We start from the raw sequence: 19,714 nt of genomic DNA, 5'->3' as shown, positions 1-19,714 counted from the left end.
CATTATTTAGGGATGAACTGCATGGGCGCACGATATATTTTGGCTTGTTTTTCTCTACTAAAGGGCAAGTTTTCATATTGGCCATGTAACCAATTGTGAATATTGTCTGCATAATGTGGGCTGGCGGGATTAGCAGATTGCCCAGCATTATTCATGATCCAAACGGGATCTTGTTGGCTAAAATCTACGATTAAACGCAAAGATGGGATCAATAATGTATCAAAATCTTTGCCCATACTATAACTTGCAATGTTAATGGTATTGATATTGCCGCCAGCAGGATAAGGGCCGCGATTGAAATAACTGCTTAAATCATCGACTTTTTTCTTCTGTTCAGGTGGAAGATATTCTGCCACTTGAGAAAATAGGCTATTCCATTGATACTGATGGATTTTTCCCCATTGCCATTTGTTATAATTTTGACCGAAATGTTGTTCGCCTGTTTGTTGTGCTTTGGCTAAAGCATGCGCCACAACATTGGCTTTGCCGCTGAGCATTGGATCATGCTTTTGCCAAAATGGACTGGCATTAGTTTTTTGATCATCTTGCCACAGTAAATGATCAGCTTGTGCTGAATAGGATTTAGAGCTTTCCACAAATGCAGCCCAAGCATGTGGCGAGTTTTCAAAAGCATCTGAAAATAATTGTTGGCTGAATGATGCTAAAAATAGATTGTATAAGGCGGCGCCTGCACTGTTGGCTTTTAAATCACCATTGAATGCTAATAAGCGTTGTTGTGCTAATGATGCTTGTTGCTGTATGGGTTTAGGTAGTTGTTTAATGGCTTGGGAGAGTTCTGTGCTGGATAAATAGTATTGTAATTTCTGAACCATAGGATCATATTGATCGTATTGTATTTGTTGCATGAAATTAAAATCGTGGCGTTGATTGCTATTGAGCAATTCTGTAATGCGTTCAATACGTTCGGGATTCGCCCAAGTTTGTGAAAAATTAGCAGGGTAATCTTTGTTGACAATACGATTATTGGCTGTCGCTAGCCAGCTTTGATTGGTTTTTAGTGCAGAAGGATAATCTTTGGTGGATACAAATCCCACCCAATCATATTCACCATTCCATCCTGGTGAAGGGAACAATCCAGTACCTTTTTTCCGAATTGGATAACTGCCTGTTAATTGCCAGCCTATTTCTTTTGGGGTTGCAAATAACATGTTGACGGAAATGACTTTGATTTGTCGTGCAAGTTTGATAGCTTGAGCAACAGATTTCTGTTTAGGCAGGTCCATTAATGCATTAATGCTATTGTCATTACGATTGGGGGAATAATGGCTTAACGCAATGCCATAGCGGGATTCTACGGCTAAAGGTTGCAATAAATAGCTACGATTTTTGAGGGATTCATTGAGCAAAATACCATGGCGAGTTTCATATAAAGTTTCAGTGATATCAGCTTGCCCTTTAACTTTGAAAACTGTTTCAGTTGCTTTGGCTCGTTGCCATTTGCCTTGATAAAGGTATTCTAAACCATTTTTTGTTGTGCGAGTTTGTTCTAAAAATAGATCTTGATTATCTGCCATCACCATTGTGTAGCCCCAAGCAAGATCTGGTGTTCCACCCACAACAATGGCAGGAATTCCAGGAATGGATGCGCCCGCGATGGTTAAATCAGGTGATTCTATCTGTATGATGCTCCATAATGAAGGTAATCCGATTGGCAAATGCGTATCATTGGCTAACAATGTGCCATTGTTTTGTGTTAAATCCGCTGTCACAGCCCAATTGTTGGATGCCATGAGATCATTCAAATGAATATTCTTTAAAGATTGAGTGAGGGTTTTCAGTTGATTGGTTTCATCTGCTAATGGCTGTAAATTTAAGCCAGCTAATTTTTGAGCTTCTTTGTGTGGAATGGGTTCATCGGGATAAACAGGGAATAGCCAAGGTAATAATTCTACATTCAGTGATTGCGCGATGATTAAGCTATCAATCTCTTCATGCAAGTTACCCGCTAAGCCAAAGTTGGCCAATGATAGGATTAATAATGCATCATCTGCTTGCCAAATGGGTACGGTATAATCAGTTGCTGATAAATCCATCGGCAATTTGTCTTGATGTGTTGCAAGCCATGTATTCACACCGCGAGCATAAGCTTTTAAATAGCGGCGATTATCAGGGCTAATGTTTTGCCAGAGTTGATTGGCTGTTTGTCTGAATTGCATTTTACGCATAAAGCTATCAATGCTAGCAGCGCTTTCGCCCAAATATTCGGATAATCGACCTTCAGCGGTTAAGCGCATTAATTCCATTTGATTAATACGATCAGCAGCATGCACATAGCCCCAAATTTGATAAGCATCTTCAGTGTTTTCACTTTGAATGAATGGAATGCCTGAATTGCTGTAGCGAACAATTACAGGTGCTTTTAATCCATCCAATACAATTTGCCCAGATGTTTTCGGCAAAGTATCAGCATAATATTGATTAATGAAAGTATGGCAACCTGAGATAAAAAATATGCCAGTGAATAGGCTGATTTTGAGTATTTGTTGTAATTGCATATCAATATGCTCTTTTGAACGATGTTAAATAATAGAATAAAGTATTTTTAACATTTAGGCTATGAGTTTTTATTGATATAAAAGTTAATTATTTTTCTTCTTGAGCCCAAATAATATCGATATTTCTTTGATATGATTTTATATCGTATATAATTGATTGTATTTGATTTTGGCTTATTTTTGTAAGAGCTACACAAATAGTCATATTGCAGTTTACGGTATAAACATCAATTTCTTTACCTTCATGCATAATGGTGTGCATATTTTCATTGTTAACAACTTTAGTATATGTTTGATTCGCATTTTTTCTTCCATGTTCAGCACCTGCTTGGTAAGAAATGACTAATAAAAATAATTGTATTGTTATAAGGTATAGTATTATAGAAATCTTAGAGAATTTTGGAGAGTCTGATAGCGTGTATTTAACGATTTTTTGAATGATATGGTTTGATTGAATCTTAGGAATTAGCCATGTGAATATTATGCTTATACTAAAAATGATTGCGAAGAAAACAGCAATCGGTTTAATAAGACTTGTTATGATAGGCATATTGGAAGCAAATAGATCAATGACATTAGAGCTTTCTATCCTTGTTGAAATGTTCAGTGCATGGTAAAAAACATATTCAGAGCTGTATAAAAAGACATATAGTAGGGTTATTAGAAAAACAAAAATATACGTAATAACCTGAGTTATGGAAAAAGTGTTTATGTTTAAATTTTTCATTTCATTCGAATTATATAAAAGATTATTTATATGTTAATTCTTGTCAATATCTTAATCAAGAATATTTAATGAATTCTATACTGAGCTGAACCATGACCAAAACCAAAGCAACATTCATAGGATTAATTGCCATTGTATTGTGGAGTTTTATTGTTGCGTTGATTCGGGTAGTGAGTGAAAACTTCGGCACAGTTGGCGGTGCTGCTTTAATGTACACGGTTGCTTCTGTATTTTTGCTGTTTTCTGTTGGATTTCCCACAATTCGCCACTTTCCTAAAAAATATCTCTGTGTTGGTGCGGTTTTATTTGTCTCGTATGAAATCTGTTTGGCATTATCGATTGGCTATGCGAGTAACGGCAGGCAAGCGATTGAAGTTGGGATGATCAATTATCTATGGCCGACATTAACAATCATCGCGAGCATTTTATTTAATCAGCAGAAAACCACTTGGCTAGTGATTCCAGGGTTTATCATTTCTATGGTCGGCATTACATGGGTTTTGGGGGATGAAAGTGGTTTAAATATTCGTTTAATGATTGCCAATATTCAAGAAAATCCCATCAGCTATATTTTAGCATTTGTGGGTGCAATTATTTGGGCTGCATATTGTGTGGTGACGGCAAAATACGCTAAAGGTAAAAATGGCATCACATTATTTTTTATATTGGTGGCTGTGACATTATGGATTCAATATTTATTGGTGGGCACAAATGAGTTTAACTTTACGATAAAATCAATGATTTCCCTGTTATTGGCAGCTTCTGCTTTAGGTTTTGGTTATGCAGCTTGGAATGTGGGAATTTTACATGGCAATGTTATGGTGCTAGCAACAGCTTCATATTTTATTCCAATCTTTTCAGCATTTTTTGGTGCAATTGTACTCAATGCAACATTATCTTTAGGTTTTTGGCAAGGTGTTGTTATGATCTGTATTGGTTCTCTCTGTTGCTTTTTTGCGACCAAACAACGATAACGATTCAAATACATGAATTTAAAAAGGATATAAAATGCTGACAGAAATCACTCATTATATTGTTTTAGTGCTCAATATTTTTTCGATTTTAATTTTATTGGTGGGCGTAACTAAAGCGCTTTTTGGCTTTATTATGAATGAAGGCAAAGGCGGCAATCGATTCGAGATCGCACATAAAAATAATAAAATTAAGATTTATCTTGGTTCCTATATATTATTGAGTTTAGAAGTATTGATTGCTTCGGATATTATTGAAACGATTATGAATCCAACGCTGGATGATATTTTAGTTTTGGCTGGTATCGTTGTGATTCGTACGACTATTTCATATTTTTTAGGCAAAGAAATTGAAGCAGCAGAAAAAGAGTAGCTATATAAACCTTAATCAAGGAAAGAATGATGATGAAATCAGCAATGATAGGTGTAATTTTAAGCTTAAGTTTAACAATGAGCGTCAGTAATGCTCAACCCATTAGCATTTTGGGTGATGATGAAGCATTTTTGCTTGTTAAAGGGCAAAAAGCAGAATGTATGGGCGTTGGGCCGATGGAATGCTTGCAGGTCAAAAATAATTTTGATCAACCTGAATGGGAGAATTTTTATGCAAATATTCAAGGCTTTGAATTTACGGAAGGTGAAACCACTTTATTAAAAGTTAAAAAGACGAATATTGACAATCCGCCAGCTGATGCACCAAGTATTCGTTATGAATTAGTGGAAACAGTAGCGGTAATGCCAAGTTTGCCTGTTGTGAAAAAAGTGGTGCCAGTTGAAAATCCAAAATAATTGATGAATAGATTATTGATCCAATAGCGCTGTATAAAACAAGGGAGCATGTTAAGTGCTCCTTTTTTGTTGTCCGTACTTTTTGTCCACATTTTTTGTGCATAACTATGTGAAGAAAAAATTGGATGATCGAATGGAAATGGGAATTTGTGGGGAAATTTTCCACTGTAGATACATGTTTTAAAAATATGTTTGTATATCAGTGTGTTGTATGAATTTTGAGCTCTATGGTTTTAAAAAATCATAGAGTTATTTTATTTTTCAGGGTTTAAAAATGATAAAAGTTAACAACTTTTTAAATAAAAGTGGAAAAAAGTGGGGGAAAGTGGTAAAAAGTACAGCATGAATACTAAATTTGGATTTTTCTTATAAATATGTCGAATTTCCAACACATTTCAGTCCTTTTAAATGAGGCAATTGATGCGCTGAATATTCAATCAACAGGTGTTTATGTTGATGGAACATTTGGTCGTGGTGGTCATTCATCCGAGATCTTAAAAAGATTAGAGTCTGGACGCTTGATCAGTATCGATAGAGATCCAACGGCCAAGCAGTGTGCAGAAGAAAGATTCAAAGGTCAAACAAATTTCACATTTTATGCAGGTTGCATGAGTGAAATTAAGGATGCAATTGCAACAGCAAATGTAGAACTAGTGGATGGTGTGTTGCTTGATATCGGCGTTTCCTCTCCACAGTTAGACGATGCAGAGCGCGGCTTTAGCTTTATGAAAGATGGTCCGCTTGATATGCGAATGAATCCTGAAGCAGGTGTGAGTGCGGCAGATTGGATTGCGGAAAGCAGCTTTGAAACTATGGCGAGTGTATTTCGTGAATTTGGTGAAGAGCGTTTTGCAGGAAAAATTGCAAATCATATTATAAAAAGCAGGGCGATTACTCCAATTACTACCACCCACCAATTGGCAGAAATTGTGACAGAAGCTGTGCCATATAAAGATAAGCATAAACATCCAGCAACACGTGTATTTCAGGCAATTAGAATTGCAGTAAATGAAGAATTGACCGAGTTATCTAAAACACTAGAAGCAGCTTATTCAATTCTGAAACCAGGCGGACGTTTAGTTGTGATTAGTTTTCACTCTTTAGAAGACCGAATAGTGAAAAACTTTATGAATAACTATGCAAAACCTAAAGACTTAATGCCAGATTTACCCGTTGCTCAGTTTGTGGAAGCACCAACATTAAAATTAATTGGCAAGCCTGTAAAGGCTAGTGATGATGAATCGCTCAATAACCCAAGAGCAAGAAGTGCAATAATGAGAATTGCGGAGAAATTACCGTGAAAACAACAATAATGATTATAACATTGGGAATGATTGCTACAGGTGTTGGGATGTTTAAAATTAAAACAACTCAAGATCAACGTCATTTATGGAACCAGTATGAAAAAGCATTGAGTCATCAAAATGATTTGAATGCTGAATGGAATAAATTGAAATTAGAAGAGAGTATGCTGATCACATCTGTCTTGCTAGATCATAATATCCGTGAACGTATGGGCATGGTTTTACCAACACAGGAAAGCATTGTCTATGTAGTAGAACAAGGTAACTCTGCTTTGGTTAGCACTAATAATGATAAAGAGCGTTATGTTCAGTAATTGTTATGGATAAAACTAAACCTGAGAATATACAGTCATCTGTAAAAAATACTCGACGCGTGATTGTGTTGAGTATTTTTTACGTTTTGGGCTTGTTACTTTTGATCAGTGCATTTGGTTTGCAGATTGTTGAACAGAAATTTTTACAAACTCAAGGCAATAATCGTGTCATTCGTACTGTAGAAATGCCTGCGGTTCGTGGCATTATTATGGATCGTAATGAGGAATCTTTAGCGGTTTCAACAGAGGTTTATTCTGTTTGGGCGGATCCTTATGTACTTTTGGATTATGCCGAATATTTTCCTGCGCTTGCTAAGTCTTTAAGTATGGAAGAATCTCACTTAAATGAGCTGTTAAGAAAGCGTGAGCAATCTAGATTTGTGTGGCTAAAACGTCAAATGCCGCCTCATGAAACGAATGATTTAGCAAAATTGAATTTGCCAGGTATATATATAGAAACAGAATATAAGCGTTTTTATCCTGATGCGGAAATGACAGCGCAATTATTAGGGTTCACAAACTCTGAAGATGTTGGTATTGAAGGGATTGAATTAACTTTTAATGAGCATTTAAAAGGTAAAGCGGGTCGCAAGCAAGTCATCCGTGATACAAAAAATCGTGTTGTTGATCAATTAAGAGTCATTGAGCCTGCATCTCCTGGGCATGATCTTGAATTGACGATTGATCGAAGGATTCAATTGGCAGCTTATCAAACGCTCAAAAGTGCCATCATTGAGCATGGTGCAAAAAGTGGTGCTGTTATGGTTGCAGATGCTTGGACGGGAGAGATCTTAGCTTTAGTGAGCCAGCCATCGGGCAATCCAAATAATTTGCAACATCGTATTCCAGAGTTGATGAAAAATCGTGCCATTTCGGATACTTACGAGCCAGGCTCTACAATTAAACCATTTGTTGTGGCTTTAGGTTTGGAGTCTCGTCAATGGACGCCTGATAGCATTGTAGAAACTGGTTATGAGTTTCGTGTTAATGGGAACTCGATTAAGGATGTTTCTAAGTCTAAAAGCATGAACATTGTGACTGTTTTAGTGAAATCAAGCAATATTGGTGTGTCTAGAATTGCATTGTCATTACCTCCAGATGTTTTATGGAATTTGTATAAAAATCTTGGCATGGGTAAACGATCTTCACTTGGGATTGCTGGTGAACAATCGGGCTATTTAGGCAGTGTTAAACCTTGGGAACGCAATGCTTTTGAGCATGCGACTAAATCCTTCGGTTATGGCATCAGTGTTAATACTGCACAATTGACACAGATGTTTGCAGTCTTTGCTAATGATGGTGTTTTGCAGCCATTAAAAATTATTAAAAACTCTCCAAAGCCGACAGATGAACAGTCTCAACGTATTTTCTCTAAAAATGTGAATCAAACAATGGTACATTTATTAGAGCGAGTGATTACGGATAATCCGAATACGAAAGCAAAAGTTGCAAATTATCGCGTTGCAGGTAAGTCAGGGACTGCGCGTAAAGTTGAAAATGGTCGTTATAGTCGATCGAAACACAGATCTTTTTATGCGGGCTTTGGTCCTGTTTCTAATCCGCGCTATGTCGTTGTGGTGATGATTGATGAGCCTTCTAAAGGTCAATATTATGGTGGTGCAGTTGCTGGCCCTGTTTTTTCTGCCATCATGGGTGATACATTGCGTATTTTGAACATTAAACCTGATGGATTGACAGAGTTGCCGAAGTTGCAATTGATCTCCAATTAGTTATTTAGATAGAGGAATATTATGAAACTCTCTCAGTTATTTTCAAACTTAGATTTACCACAAAGTTTTCAAGATATTATGATACAAGGCTTATCTTCAGACAGTCGCTATGCGGAGAAAGGTGATCTTTTTTTTGCATTACAAGGTGAGCAAAATCATGGTTTGGATTATGTAGAGAGATTGAGAGATACAGGTGTTGCTGCTATTTTTTATGAGGGTGATTACAACGATATTCCTTCAGATATTCCTACTTTTAAAATATCCCATGCATTAGATTTAATGCATGAAAGCGCGAAAGCTTTTTATCACGCATCTTTGAAATCAGCAACTTTGATTGGTATCACTGGCACAGAAGGCAAAACTTCTGTAGCGATGTTCACAGCACAAGCATTGCAAAAATTTGGTCGCTATGTGGGCATGATTGGTACTAACGGCATTGGCCCACTGCATGATTTAAAAGAAAATACACACACAACGCCAGATTTCTTGGCATTGTATCGCTCAATCGATCAAATTGTTAAAGCATACCCTGAGCATAATGAGATTGATGTTATGTTAGAAGTCACGTCTCATGCATTGGATCAAAAACGTGTGAATGGCTTGTCTTTTGAAGTATCGACATTTTTAAATTTAGCACGTGATCATTTGGATTATCACAATACAGTTGAAGCTTATCGCGAAGCAAAAGAGCGTTTATTTAAAGAATATGAATCGAAAGCATCAGTTGTGAATATTTCTGATCCTGTCGGTCAAGATTTATTTGGTTATTTATTGGATAAAAATGATCGACCTTTATTTCCATTCGGTGAAGTTGAATGTAATCACGTGAACTATTTAAAAATCAGTGAGATTGATCTGCATGCACAAGGTTTGCGTTTTACCTTGATGTATCATGGTTCATCTTATGAAATTGAAAGTCCATTATTTGGGCATTTCAATGCGTATAATTTAGTGGCAATGGTGGGGAATTTATTGGCTATGGGATTGCCAATGGATAAAATCAGCAGAATTTTGCCAGAAATCACGCTCGTTAAAGGTCGCATGGAAGCATTACAATTGCCAAATGGCGCGGTTGCTGTGATTGATTATGCACATAAACCGAATGCTTTACTTCAAGCTTTGAATGCTTTGAAGAAACATATTCCCAATGGTGATCTATACTGTATTTTTGGTTGTGGTGGTGATCGTGATCGTGGTAAACGACCATTAATGGCGGAAATTGCTGAAGAGTGCTCTGATTTTGTGATTGTTACGAATGATAATCCAAGAACAGAGGATGAAAATTTCATTGCTGATGAAATTTTTACAGGCTTTAAGCAACCTGATCAAAATATCGAGCGCATTTTGGATCGTCAAGATGCCATCTTGAATACATTGGCAAAGGCCCAAGCAGGCGATATTGTACTGATTGCTGGGAAAGGCCATGAAGATTATCAAATCATTGGTAAAACTAAACACCATTTTTCAGATGCTGAGGTTGTATCAGCATTCATTCATAAAGGATAATCAAAGTAATTTATGAAATTATCAGATGCAGCAAAAATTTTACATGGTGAATTAAGAGGTGAAGATGCGATCTTTTATGGTGCATCGACAGATACTCGTTCGCTTCAAGCTGGGCAACTCTTCTTTGCATGGAAAGGCGATAAGCATGATGCTCATAACTTTTTGGACAGCATAGAAGCAAAAGGTGCCATTGGTGCCATTGTGGAGCGTTATACGCCATCTGTAAATATTAGCCAAATCATCGTAAAAGATAGTCAAAAAGCCTTGGGGATTTTGGCAAAAGAGTGGAAAAAACAGTGGAAAGGCACAGCGATTGCTTTAACAGGTTCCAATGGTAAAACTACATTAAAAGAGATGATTGCTTCTATTCTACGAGAAAAAGGGCAAACATTAGCGACGGAAGGCAATTATAATAATCATGTAGGTTGCCCGTTGACGGTATTGAAATTAACGGATCAGCACGAATATGCAGTCATAGAAATGGGGGCTAACCATTTTGAAGAAATTCGTTATCTCACTCAAATTGTTCAGCCCAATGTTGCGATCGTCAATAATGCAGGACCTTGTCATTTAGAAGGTTTTGGTGATGTCGAAGGCGTTGCGAAGGCTAAAGGTGAAATCTTTGAGGGATTAGGCAACGATGGTATTGCAGTGATTAATGCTGATGATGAATATGCCAATTATTGGCAAAGCATCAATACTGAGCATAAAGTGATGACATTTGGTATTAAAAATTCTGCGGATGTCATGGCAAAAAATATTCAAAAACAATCATTTGAATTGGTCATTAATGGTGAATCTGTTCATGTGGATTTAGCGTTAGTGGGTGTCCACAATATTTTAAATGCTTGTGCTGCGGCAGCTGCAACATATGCAATTGGTATAACATTGCCAGAGATCAAACAAGGTTTAGAAAATTTACATTGTGTGAAAGGTCGCTTAGAAAAAATTCAATTGTCACCGAATCATATTTTAATCAATGATGCTTATAATGGTAATCCTGCGTCTTTGAAAGCAGGGATTGATGCGCTAGAAGATATTGCAGATCATACTTGGCTCGTGTTAGGTGATATGCGTGAGTTAGGTGATTTGGCTGTTGCGTTGCATGAAGAAAGCGGTCGTTATGCTAAGTCTAAAGGATTTGATCAGCTTTTTGCCTTGGGTGAATTGTCTCAAAAAAGTGCAGAGGCTTTTGGTGAAGGTGGTCGTCATTTTGATCATCATGATGATATCATTGCAGCCTTGCAGCAAGATTTAAAAGCCATTCAAAATGAATCAGTCGCGATTTTAGTGAAAGGTTCAAACTCTATGAAAATGTTTGTTGTTGCTGAAGCAATGATGAAACAATAAAGGATTAATAAACATGTTATATGCTTTACTAAGCTATTTAGCAGAAGAACATTGGAGTGCACTGCGTGTATTCCAATATTTATCCATGCGAGGCATTTGTGCTGTATTGACAGCATTAGTCTTCGCGCTCTGCTTTGGACCGAAATTCATTCGTCGTTTACAGAGACGACAAATTGGCCAATTTGTGCGTGAAGATGGCCCTCAATCACATTTGTCTAAAAAAGGCACGCCAACAATGGGCGGTGTTTTGATCATTGCGAGTATTTCTGTTGCCGTTTTATTATGGGCAGATTTAGGTAATATCAATGTCTGGGTTGTGATGGGCATTTTGTGGGGCTTTGGTTATGTGGGCTTCTTGGATGATTATCGTAAAGTGGTGAAAAAGCAATCTTTAGGCTTACGTGCAAAAGAGAAATATCTGTATTTGACCATTGGCGGTGCTTTGGCTGCGATTGTTTTATATGTGACAGCGGGCCCGAAAGGCACAGATCTATTGATCCCATATTTTAAAGATTGGTTCATTCCACTCGGAGTTTTATTCATACCTTTTGTTTATCTTGTCATTGTAGGTGCAAGTAATGCTGTGAACTTAACTGATGGTTTGGATGGTTTAGCCATCATGCCAACAATATTGGTGGCAGCTGCATTAGCAATTTTTGCGTATGTTTCTGGGCATTTAGAGTTTGCACGTTATTTGGCTGTGCCTTATGTCAAAGGTGCGGGTGAAATGGCGATCATTTGTGCGGCAATTTTTGGTGCAGGTTTAGGATTCTTATGGTTTAACACTTATCCTGCACAAGTGTTTATGGGCGATGTAGGTGCATTAGCCTTGGGCGGTGCATTGGGTACAATTGCTGTTGTGGTTCGCCAAGAATTAGTATTCTTTATCATGAGCGGTTTGTTTGTGGTGGAAACATTGTCTGTCGTGATTCAAGTAGGTTCGTATAAAATGTTCAAAAAGCGTGTCTTCAAAATGGCGCCAATTCACCATCATTTTGAATTGAAAGGTTGGCCTGAACCACGCGTGATTGTACGTTTTTGGATTTTAACTGTTGTGTTGGTTTTGATTGGTTTAGCATCTCTCAAAATTCGATAATTTATGGCAGAAACTTATAAAGAGATTCAAAAGGAAGCAAACTCAGAATTTACTGAACAAAAAAGTAAATTTCTCGGGTTTGCTTTTCCCGTTTATGACGAAGGGGAAATTAAAAAGATTCTGGCACAATTATGGGCAGAGCATCCCAATGCTAATCACGTTTGTTATGCTTATCGTTTAGGTAAACGCTATGAACTTTATCGTTTTAGTGATGATGGCGAACCAGGTGGCACAGCAGGTAGACCGATTTTTGGGCAGATTGAAGCGTTTAATCTCACCAATATTTTAGTGGCCAGTGTGCGTTATTTTGGTGGTGTGAAGTTAGGCACAGGCGGTTTAGTGTCCAATTACCAAAAGTCAGCCAAATTAACGTTGGAATCTGCTGAGATTATAGAAAAACAAATCATGGCATCAGTGACATTTTTGTATGATTATGATGTCACAAATGATGTACAAAAATTATTATATGATTTCGGGATCACAGAAGTTGAGACTGAATATCTTGAACAATGTCGTTGTACAGTATTTTTAGGCATTGATCGCATCAAAGATTTGACGGAAGCAATAAAGAACAATCACCGTTTGGTGTTAGTAGAATAAATTAATTGATATCAATAAACTGGGTAAAATTATCATGATGAAAACTTTGAAAGTTTCTGTGGCGCTCGCTACGCTCTCTTTTTCTACATTAACATTTGCAATGGCACAGAAATCGGAAGTGGTTGTGCCAAAACTCGATAAAAAGATTTCTAAAGCCTCATTTTTACGCGATAAATTAACAGATCATACAGTTGGTTATGTGCGCATTCCAACGCAGTTTGGTATGGCATTCAATGTCAAAAATAAAGCATCTGACAAAGTGATGACGAATGATGTGAATGAGCGCATGATGTTGCACATTAAGAAAGTGTTGCAAGATCCAAGTTTGGTGAATGAAGCATTGAAACAGCATGTTTCGATGCCTTTAGACGAAATGCCAATGGATTTAGGGAAGTTAACATCGCTCATTTATACAGCGGTGGATGGCCCGATTGAAATCATGGCAACGGATATGAACAAGATGATCTCGCCAGCAACTCAAGCTTTGATTGTTGTGCCTGTCAATTTTGCATCTGCAAAAGAATTGGATGATGCTTTAGCGCAAGTGATGAAGCAAAACATTGGTGTGAAGAATCAAAATGGTTATTATTCATTAGCACCAACAGCCTCAATGTATTTGGATGAAAAAGAAAAGCGTTTATTCATCTCTATTGCACAAAAAGCACAATCAGAAGCGCAATTGCTGAAAACTATTGGTGATTTGAAAGGCACTAAAGAGCATCGTATGTATGCTTATGAAAACCAGATTGATTTAACAGGGCAAAATTTATTCGTTTGGGCAGATGTAATGGGCAGCCGCGATATGGTTGCAATGTTGGCCCAGAAAGAGTCTCCATTTTTAGCAGAATTTGTACAAAATACAGATGGTTTAGCATTTGGTATTGGCACAAATGCAAAAGATTTAGGTCAAGCGAAGTTGATCACAAAAACGAATACGCAAAAAGTTACAGTATTGAAGGATTTCGCTAAACCATTAGATTTTAAAACAGTTGGTGAACCTAAATATTTTGCAGCATTGTCATTGCCATCAAAACAGACTGTGATAGAACTTGTGAAACAGAGCAAATCTGTGACTGATGCGGATATACGCAAGTTTGAAGAGCAATCACAAGAAAATTTATCCTTCAATGTGCTGAATCTTCTCGATATTTTTGGGCCAAAAGTGATTGCTTATGAAGATGATACTGGTGCTAATATCGCAATGGGTATCCAAGATAAAGCTGCCTTCCAACAGTTAATTCAGACTTTAACAAGCAAAGCCAATGCAACGCATACAGTTCATAAAGGTGTGCACGAGTTAAAATTAGTGAATCCAATTCCGCAGCAAATTAATAAAGTTGGCAATAGATCGACGGGGAATCCTATGGAAAACTTAGGCCGTGAATATGCGATGATTCAGCCTGCATTAGCAGAATTCGTCTCCGCAGTTTATGGTATACGCATTTTGGATGTGAATTTCTATATTTACTGGAATGAAGAAGAGAACTGGATTGTTTTCAATACATTGCCATATTCGTTGGCTGAGCGTAATAAAGCGAAAGTTTCCGTTGATAAATGGTTGGATGATCAAGGCATTCGTTCATCAGGGTTAGTGATGAGTTTCACAGGCACAGTGAAAGGTGCAGAAGAGAATTGGTATCGTGATTATGTGAAATTTATGCGTAATAATCATGACATTCTAGGATTGAAGTTTGATCCGTTTACCTTGCCATCACCTTCATCGATGAAATTTAATCCAACATCTCGCGTTGGTGTGCATACAGCCATAGATAAAGAATGGGTTGTGATGTCATTGGATTATGATATTTCACCATTTTATAGTTATTCATTGTTAACAGGGCAAGGCAGCTTAGGTTTGCTGGGCTTAATGTCATCTTTCTCATTGCCTGCTTATCAAGATTACACAAAGAGAAGTTATGTTTCTGAAGGCATGGCGTTAGCAAGCGCGGCAAAATTAGCATCCACAGAATATTATATTACGACGGGAAAATGGCCAGCCAATAATGCAGAAGCAGGTATTGCTGAAGCCGATCAAATTAATTCATCAGTTGTTGCAGGTGTTGAAGTGATGGGCGATGGTATGATTAACATCACTTATCGATTATCTGTGCAATATGATGGTTATTTGACCTTAAAAGGCAAGAAGACTGAATCAGGTAGTGTTTCTTGGGATTGTTATGAAACAAATCTAAAACTTAAAACATTGCCTGCCAATTGTCGTGCGACGGTCAATTTTGTTTCTGACTATTGATGATAAGATCCTGCATATAATATGCAGGATTTTTTATGAGTTTGTGATGGTTAAAAGGCTGAGATGATCGAGAGAATCCATTTAAATATATTGAGAGAGATTGATAGGCAAGGCTCACTAACTGCGGCGGCGGATGCTCTGAATTTGACGCAATCTGCATTGAGTCATACGATTAAAAAGCTTGAAGGGCAATTGAATACTGAGCTTTGGATCAAAGAAGGTCGCAAACTACGCCTGACAGAAGCGGGTCAATATTTGCAAGATCAAGCCAATCGCTTATTGCCTCAATTAGAAAGAGTGGATGAAAATCTTAGGCGCTTTGCTAATCATGAAAAAGGCACATTGCATATTGGTATGGAATGTCATCCTTGTTATCACTGGTTATTAAACATTGTGAATCCCTTTTTACAAGCATCGCCAGGTGTGGATGTGGATGTCAAACAGCGCTTTAAATTTGGTGGAATGGCAGCGCTGTTTAATTATGATATTGATCTGATCATTACGCCCGATCCATGGACGATGACACAAATTATCTTTCAACCAGTATTTGCGTATGAGCTTGTTTTGGTTGTGGCTGACAATCATCCTTTAGCAGGACAAGATTATGTTGTGCCGAGAGAATTATTGGATGAAACGCTACTAACATATCCTGTTGAAACTGCACGTTTAGATATTTTCCAGCGATTTCTAATCCCTGCACAATGTATGCCAAGGCAACATAAGCAATTAGAAGATACGGAGATTATTCTACAAATGGTCGCAGCCAATCGCGGTGTGACAGCGATGCCGAGATGGCTCATTGAAAAATATAGTGAAAAACTTCCAATTCGCGCTATGAGTTTAGGAGCAGGTATCTTCAAACAGATTTATGTCGGCTATCGTCAGGCTGATCAAAACAATGCACACATTCAAAAGTTCATTGATTTGGCAAAACATAGTAGCTAATCATCTGCATTATTATCGAGTATATGTTTGAGTTCGGGCATTGTTGCAAGATCCATATAATATTTTTTAGGATTATCGGGATTAATGAATACAGGGATTTTAAGATCTTTGGATAGATATTTACTCGGGTTATTGGATATAGGGAAGCTAGTAAATTGATGAATGGTATTATTTTGTTCATCCCAATATTGTGATCGAATGACCCAAGGCTTATTACCAATAAAATCGTATTCAGCATCAATCACATCTAAAAAAGTTGTTTCAATCACGACATTGAATTTCATAATTTTATGCTTTATCAATTTTCTTCTAGCATAGATCAATAGCGGTGCTAAGCCTACAGACAAAAGGATGAAACCTATGATAAACGTAGGTATATGAAATTCTGATATTGATATAACGATCGCTTTGAGCCCAAAATAACACAAGCAAGCCATGAAAATGCCTAGTATGATCCATGGCAATATTTCTTTATTTTTATTTGAATTATTTTTACCATCCACCTGTTGCACCACCGCCGCCGCTTTTTCCTCCTCGACCATGTCGATCATTAGAGTTGGGTGCAGAAGAAGTATAGGATTGGGAGCTATTCGTATTAGTGGTCTCTGAACGCGAGATATGTGGTGATCTGTCGTGATGATTAGAGTTATCAGTTTTGGTGCTACTAAAGGAAACTTTTTCAGGGTGATGGATCAGCATATGGATCAATGAAACGAACATAAATACACAAACACCAATAACAATGGATGCAGGCAATACTCCGATATAAGCATGACTGATGAATACTGCTAGTATTGCAGCGCTCATAGAAAGTAGAAATGTTGCTTTGGGCTTCAATCGATATAAGTAATACAATAAAATCAAGGCGATTGTAATAAAAATGATGAAGCCAAAATTACTTTTAGTATGAACATATTCTGTAATTACTTCTTCTTCCTCTTTGAAATTTTGAGCTAAAAGTTCTACTTGAATCAATGCAATGATGGCATCTGTTGCTTGATTAATGCCTTGGTAATAATTTTGATTTTTAAAATGGGGCGCAAGGTATTCATTGAGAATTTTAGCGGCAGTGATATCAGGAATCGCTCCTTCTAATCCATAACCCACTTCAAGGCGCATTTTGCGATCATTGACAGAAATAATGAGCAAAACGCCATCATCAATATCTTTTCTGCCTAATTTCCATTCTTCCATTACACGAATGCCATAAGCCACAATGTCTTCATTGTTCAATTGTGGAATGATTAAAACGGCAATTTGTGAGCCTGATTCTCGCTCAAATTGCATGATTTTTTCATCCAATTTGGCTTTCTCAGAAGCTTTTAAAACATTGGCACTATCCATTACACCATTATTTAAAGGCGGAATTGCTGTCTGTGCTATGCTCACGCTTAAAATACTATTGATTAGGATGATCAAGAGCCAAGTCATCAATTTTTGGGTAGGAAAATAATGTGTCATGGTTTGCTCACAAATTGTATGGGTTGTTTGAGTCATAATCTATGCAAGTTTTGGTAATGAGGATAAATCCATTGTGTAATAATTGCGATTAAGCAGACTAATTTTTACAGGCACAAGTTTATCTTTGAGCACAATTTCAGGATTGTATTTGATCATATCGCTTTTAAACATATATTGATCGCCTTCAGAGTCAATCCAAATCGTGTGGACTATATAGAAATCCCCAATTTTTTCTACATAATGAAAGTGCGTCATAACTGTTTCGAAATCTTGGCTCACAAACTCATTTCTACGCCGAATTTTAATATAGTAATGAATACAGAAAATAAATAGTAGGGCAAGAAAAGCACCGAATGAAAAAGCAATATATGTGCCTGTGATATCGCCGCGTGTATAGAACATATAAGATGCGGACCAAAATATCGTGATTAATACGATCATTAAAAGATAACCCAATGCTTCTTTCATTGTCATTAACCTCTTTGATTCAGCATCATTTGAATACGGGGAATCATCTCGAGATTCATATAATATTCTTTAGGATTATCTGGGTTAATGAAGACAGGAATTTTTTGATCAGTTTCTAAGTATTGGCTAGGATCAAAGGATAATGGTGAGCTATTAAATTGATAGATTAAATTATTTTTTTCATCGAACCATTGCGAGCGTAAGATTAATGGTGTGAAACTGTTAATTTGATATTGAGCACGAATAACATCCAAAAAGTCTGTTTCTATCATTACGCCATTTTTCAGCACTTTGTTTTTAATGATTTTTTTCTTAAAGTAAATGTAGGCGGGCGTGAGTCCAATAGAGGCTGATAACAGTCCTATTAATATAATAGGAATATGACCAACCGATAGTCCAATAATGGTGGCAAGTGTACCAAAACCACCAAATAATACGACGCATAATATTATTGTTAATTTACTACTGAGAGGCATAATTTCTCCTTATTTTTATTTGAATATTGTTTACCAGTCGCCACTTGCACCACCGCCACCACTTTTTCCACCATTGCCAGAGCGATTGTTTGAAGATCCACCAGAACTACTTGAGCTAGAAGCACTTAAATTAATATTAATAGGATTTTTGAGTAAGCCTGTATATAAACCGATTATTTGGAATATTAGAAAAGCTCCACTGATTTTTAAGTTTAATAGATTGGAAGTGCCAAATAATAGCAAGCCTATAAACAAAACCGCTGAAGAAGGTAAGGCTTGAAAACAGACTTTAAAAAATTTATTCGTTTTCAGATTAGTGCCAGCTGTTAATAAATAATAAAGGAAAATAGCTGTAAATATGATTACTGTGTATTGCCAAGACCAAAGCCCTGCAAAAGCTAAAAAGATTGAGTAAAAAAATGTGAAAAATATAGCAAGAAGTAGAGCAGCAACACTGCCTGAATATAATAATTCAATGTTGTTGTTTGGTGCATCTTGCATACGCTTGAGCTTTTTCATATATGCTATGAATCTGTTATCAGGTTTGTTCATTTTGGGTGATTTTTTAGATTTTTTATGCTTACCTTTTTTGTTCTTTCGACCACGATATTTTGGAGCACTTTCATCTTCTTTGAGTTCGGCATCAATCTCTTTTTTGTTGAAGAAATAATAAGTAAATAAGATGCCGAATATAATTGTCATTGCCCCTACAATAAATACACTGAATAGCATTGCGATGGATAGAAGGTGAGGCAACCATTGCAATGCAAGCATTTGCACCCAATAGGGTAAGCTATCTTGTAAACCTTGCTCTCCAAATTGAATGCCATTAGGAATATTGGGATCAAAGCTCCCATATTGAATGAAGAGCGAAACTAAAATAGCAATAATGGGAATGCTATAAAAAGGATAACGGCGTATTGCTGTATGGATCAAAGCCAACCACATCAAAAATGACATGCCAATTAAATAACCAAAGAGAATATCTAAAAACCCAAAATCATCGGGTGATTTTGTAATTATCAATTCAGCTGAGACAATCGAGCCAATAGCATCAAGGCAAATGAGTAATAATATCAGCAATATTTTGGGATATTGTTGTGTTGTTTTCATCATGTTTATTATTAAAAGCAGTGACTTATTTTTAAGTGAGCCTATCATACCTGATATTTTAATCACGTCATCTGTATTTGGTCTTTTATTGATTTTG

19 protein-coding genes are annotated in these 19,714 nt (G+C 36.9%); 12 read left to right on the top strand and 7 right to left on the bottom strand.

Annotated features, from left to right (window positions below; translation table 11 throughout):
• Nucleotides 1-2: 2 nt before the first annotated feature.
• Nucleotides 3-2,516 (bottom strand): penicillin acylase family protein, encoded by a 2,514-nt coding sequence (locus ACA100_RS10420; protein WP_481077645.1) that lies wholly within the window; start codon nucleotides 2,514-2,516, stop codon nucleotides 3-5.
• An 88-nt stretch (nucleotides 2,517-2,604) separates the two neighbouring features.
• Entirely contained in the window at nucleotides 2,605-3,243 is a 639-nt protein-coding gene (locus ACA100_RS10415) for a hypothetical protein (protein ID WP_481077644.1), read from the bottom strand.
• Between the two features lie 92 nt (nucleotides 3,244-3,335).
• Here ACA100_RS10415 and yddG point away from each other — a divergent pair, with 92 nt between their 5' ends.
• From yddG to ACA100_RS10355, 12 genes are all read left to right on the top strand, one after another.
• Nucleotides 3,336-4,217, top strand: a complete 882-nt coding sequence (yddG, locus tag ACA100_RS10410) for an aromatic amino acid DMT transporter YddG (protein WP_481077643.1) — start codon at nucleotides 3,336-3,338, stop codon at nucleotides 4,215-4,217.
• Nucleotides 4,218-4,251: 34 nt separating this feature from the next.
• Nucleotides 4,252-4,587, top strand: a complete 336-nt coding sequence (locus tag ACA100_RS10405) for a DUF1622 domain-containing protein (RefSeq protein ID WP_481077642.1) — start codon at nucleotides 4,252-4,254, stop codon at nucleotides 4,585-4,587.
• Nucleotides 4,588-4,616: 29 nt separating this feature from the next.
• A complete protein-coding gene (locus ACA100_RS10400) occupies nucleotides 4,617-5,003 on the top strand; it encodes a DUF4377 domain-containing protein (protein WP_481077641.1) in 387 nt (128 codons plus the stop codon).
• Between the two features lie 374 nt (nucleotides 5,004-5,377).
• Nucleotides 5,378-6,304, top strand: coding sequence for a 16S rRNA (cytosine(1402)-N(4))-methyltransferase RsmH (gene rsmH, locus ACA100_RS10395; protein WP_481077640.1), 927 nt, complete (start codon nucleotides 5,378-5,380; stop codon nucleotides 6,302-6,304).
• Nucleotides 6,301-6,621 (top strand): cell division protein FtsL, encoded by a 321-nt coding sequence (gene ftsL, locus ACA100_RS10390; protein WP_481077639.1) that lies wholly within the window; start codon nucleotides 6,301-6,303, stop codon nucleotides 6,619-6,621. The genes rsmH and ftsL overlap by 4 nt, the downstream gene beginning before the upstream one ends.
• Before the next feature lie 5 nt (nucleotides 6,622-6,626).
• Nucleotides 6,627-8,351, top strand: coding sequence for a peptidoglycan D,D-transpeptidase FtsI family protein (locus ACA100_RS10385; protein WP_481077638.1), 1,725 nt, complete (start codon nucleotides 6,627-6,629; stop codon nucleotides 8,349-8,351).
• Between the two features lie 21 nt (nucleotides 8,352-8,372).
• Nucleotides 8,373-9,857, top strand: coding sequence for a UDP-N-acetylmuramoyl-L-alanyl-D-glutamate--2,6-diaminopimelate ligase (locus ACA100_RS10380; RefSeq protein WP_481077637.1), 1,485 nt, complete (start codon nucleotides 8,373-8,375; stop codon nucleotides 9,855-9,857).
• A 12-nt stretch (nucleotides 9,858-9,869) separates the two neighbouring features.
• Entirely contained in the window at nucleotides 9,870-11,207 is a 1,338-nt protein-coding gene (locus tag ACA100_RS10375; protein WP_481077636.1) for a UDP-N-acetylmuramoyl-tripeptide--D-alanyl-D-alanine ligase, read from the top strand.
• Between the two features lie 13 nt (nucleotides 11,208-11,220).
• On the top strand, nucleotides 11,221-12,303 hold the full coding sequence (mraY, locus tag ACA100_RS10370) for a phospho-N-acetylmuramoyl-pentapeptide-transferase (RefSeq protein WP_481077635.1): 1,083 nt from the start codon (nucleotides 11,221-11,223) through the stop codon (nucleotides 12,301-12,303).
• A gap of 3 nt (nucleotides 12,304-12,306) precedes the next feature.
• On the top strand, nucleotides 12,307-12,903 hold the full coding sequence (locus ACA100_RS10365) for an IMPACT family protein (RefSeq protein ID WP_481077634.1): 597 nt from the start codon (nucleotides 12,307-12,309) through the stop codon (nucleotides 12,901-12,903).
• A 34-nt stretch (nucleotides 12,904-12,937) separates the two neighbouring features.
• Entirely contained in the window at nucleotides 12,938-15,154 is a 2,217-nt protein-coding gene (locus ACA100_RS10360) for a pilin (RefSeq protein WP_481077633.1), read from the top strand.
• A gap of 63 nt (nucleotides 15,155-15,217) precedes the next feature.
• The gene (locus tag ACA100_RS10355) at nucleotides 15,218-16,099 is read left to right on the top strand and encodes a LysR family transcriptional regulator (protein WP_481077632.1); all 882 of its coding nucleotides are present in this window, start codon (nucleotides 15,218-15,220) and stop codon (nucleotides 16,097-16,099) included.
• Here ACA100_RS10355 and ACA100_RS10350 read toward each other — a convergent pair.
• From ACA100_RS10350 to ACA100_RS10330, 5 genes are all read right to left on the bottom strand, one after another.
• On the bottom strand, nucleotides 16,096-16,383 hold the full coding sequence (locus tag ACA100_RS10350) for a hypothetical protein (protein WP_481077631.1): 288 nt from the start codon (nucleotides 16,381-16,383) through the stop codon (nucleotides 16,096-16,098). The genes ACA100_RS10355 and ACA100_RS10350 overlap by 4 nt on opposite strands.
• Before the next feature lie 208 nt (nucleotides 16,384-16,591).
• Complete coding sequence (locus tag ACA100_RS10345) at nucleotides 16,592-17,560, bottom strand: TPM domain-containing protein (protein ID WP_481077630.1); 969 nt, start codon at nucleotides 17,558-17,560, stop codon at nucleotides 16,592-16,594.
• Nucleotides 17,561-17,599: 39 nt separating this feature from the next.
• Nucleotides 17,600-18,034, bottom strand: coding sequence for a hypothetical protein (locus ACA100_RS10340; protein WP_481077629.1), 435 nt, complete (start codon nucleotides 18,032-18,034; stop codon nucleotides 17,600-17,602).
• Nucleotides 18,034-18,504, bottom strand: a complete 471-nt coding sequence (locus ACA100_RS10335) for a hypothetical protein (protein WP_481077628.1) — start codon at nucleotides 18,502-18,504, stop codon at nucleotides 18,034-18,036. Before ACA100_RS10335 ends, ACA100_RS10340 begins: the two co-directional genes overlap by 1 nt.
• 30 nt (nucleotides 18,505-18,534) lie before the next feature.
• On the bottom strand, nucleotides 18,535-19,683 hold the full coding sequence (locus ACA100_RS10330; protein WP_481077627.1) for a hypothetical protein: 1,149 nt from the start codon (nucleotides 19,681-19,683) through the stop codon (nucleotides 18,535-18,537).
• Nucleotides 19,684-19,714: the final 31 nt, after the last annotated feature.

The organism is Wohlfahrtiimonas sp. XWW7 (assembly GCF_056716055.1).
This window is presented reverse-complemented; position numbering and strand designations above follow the sequence as displayed.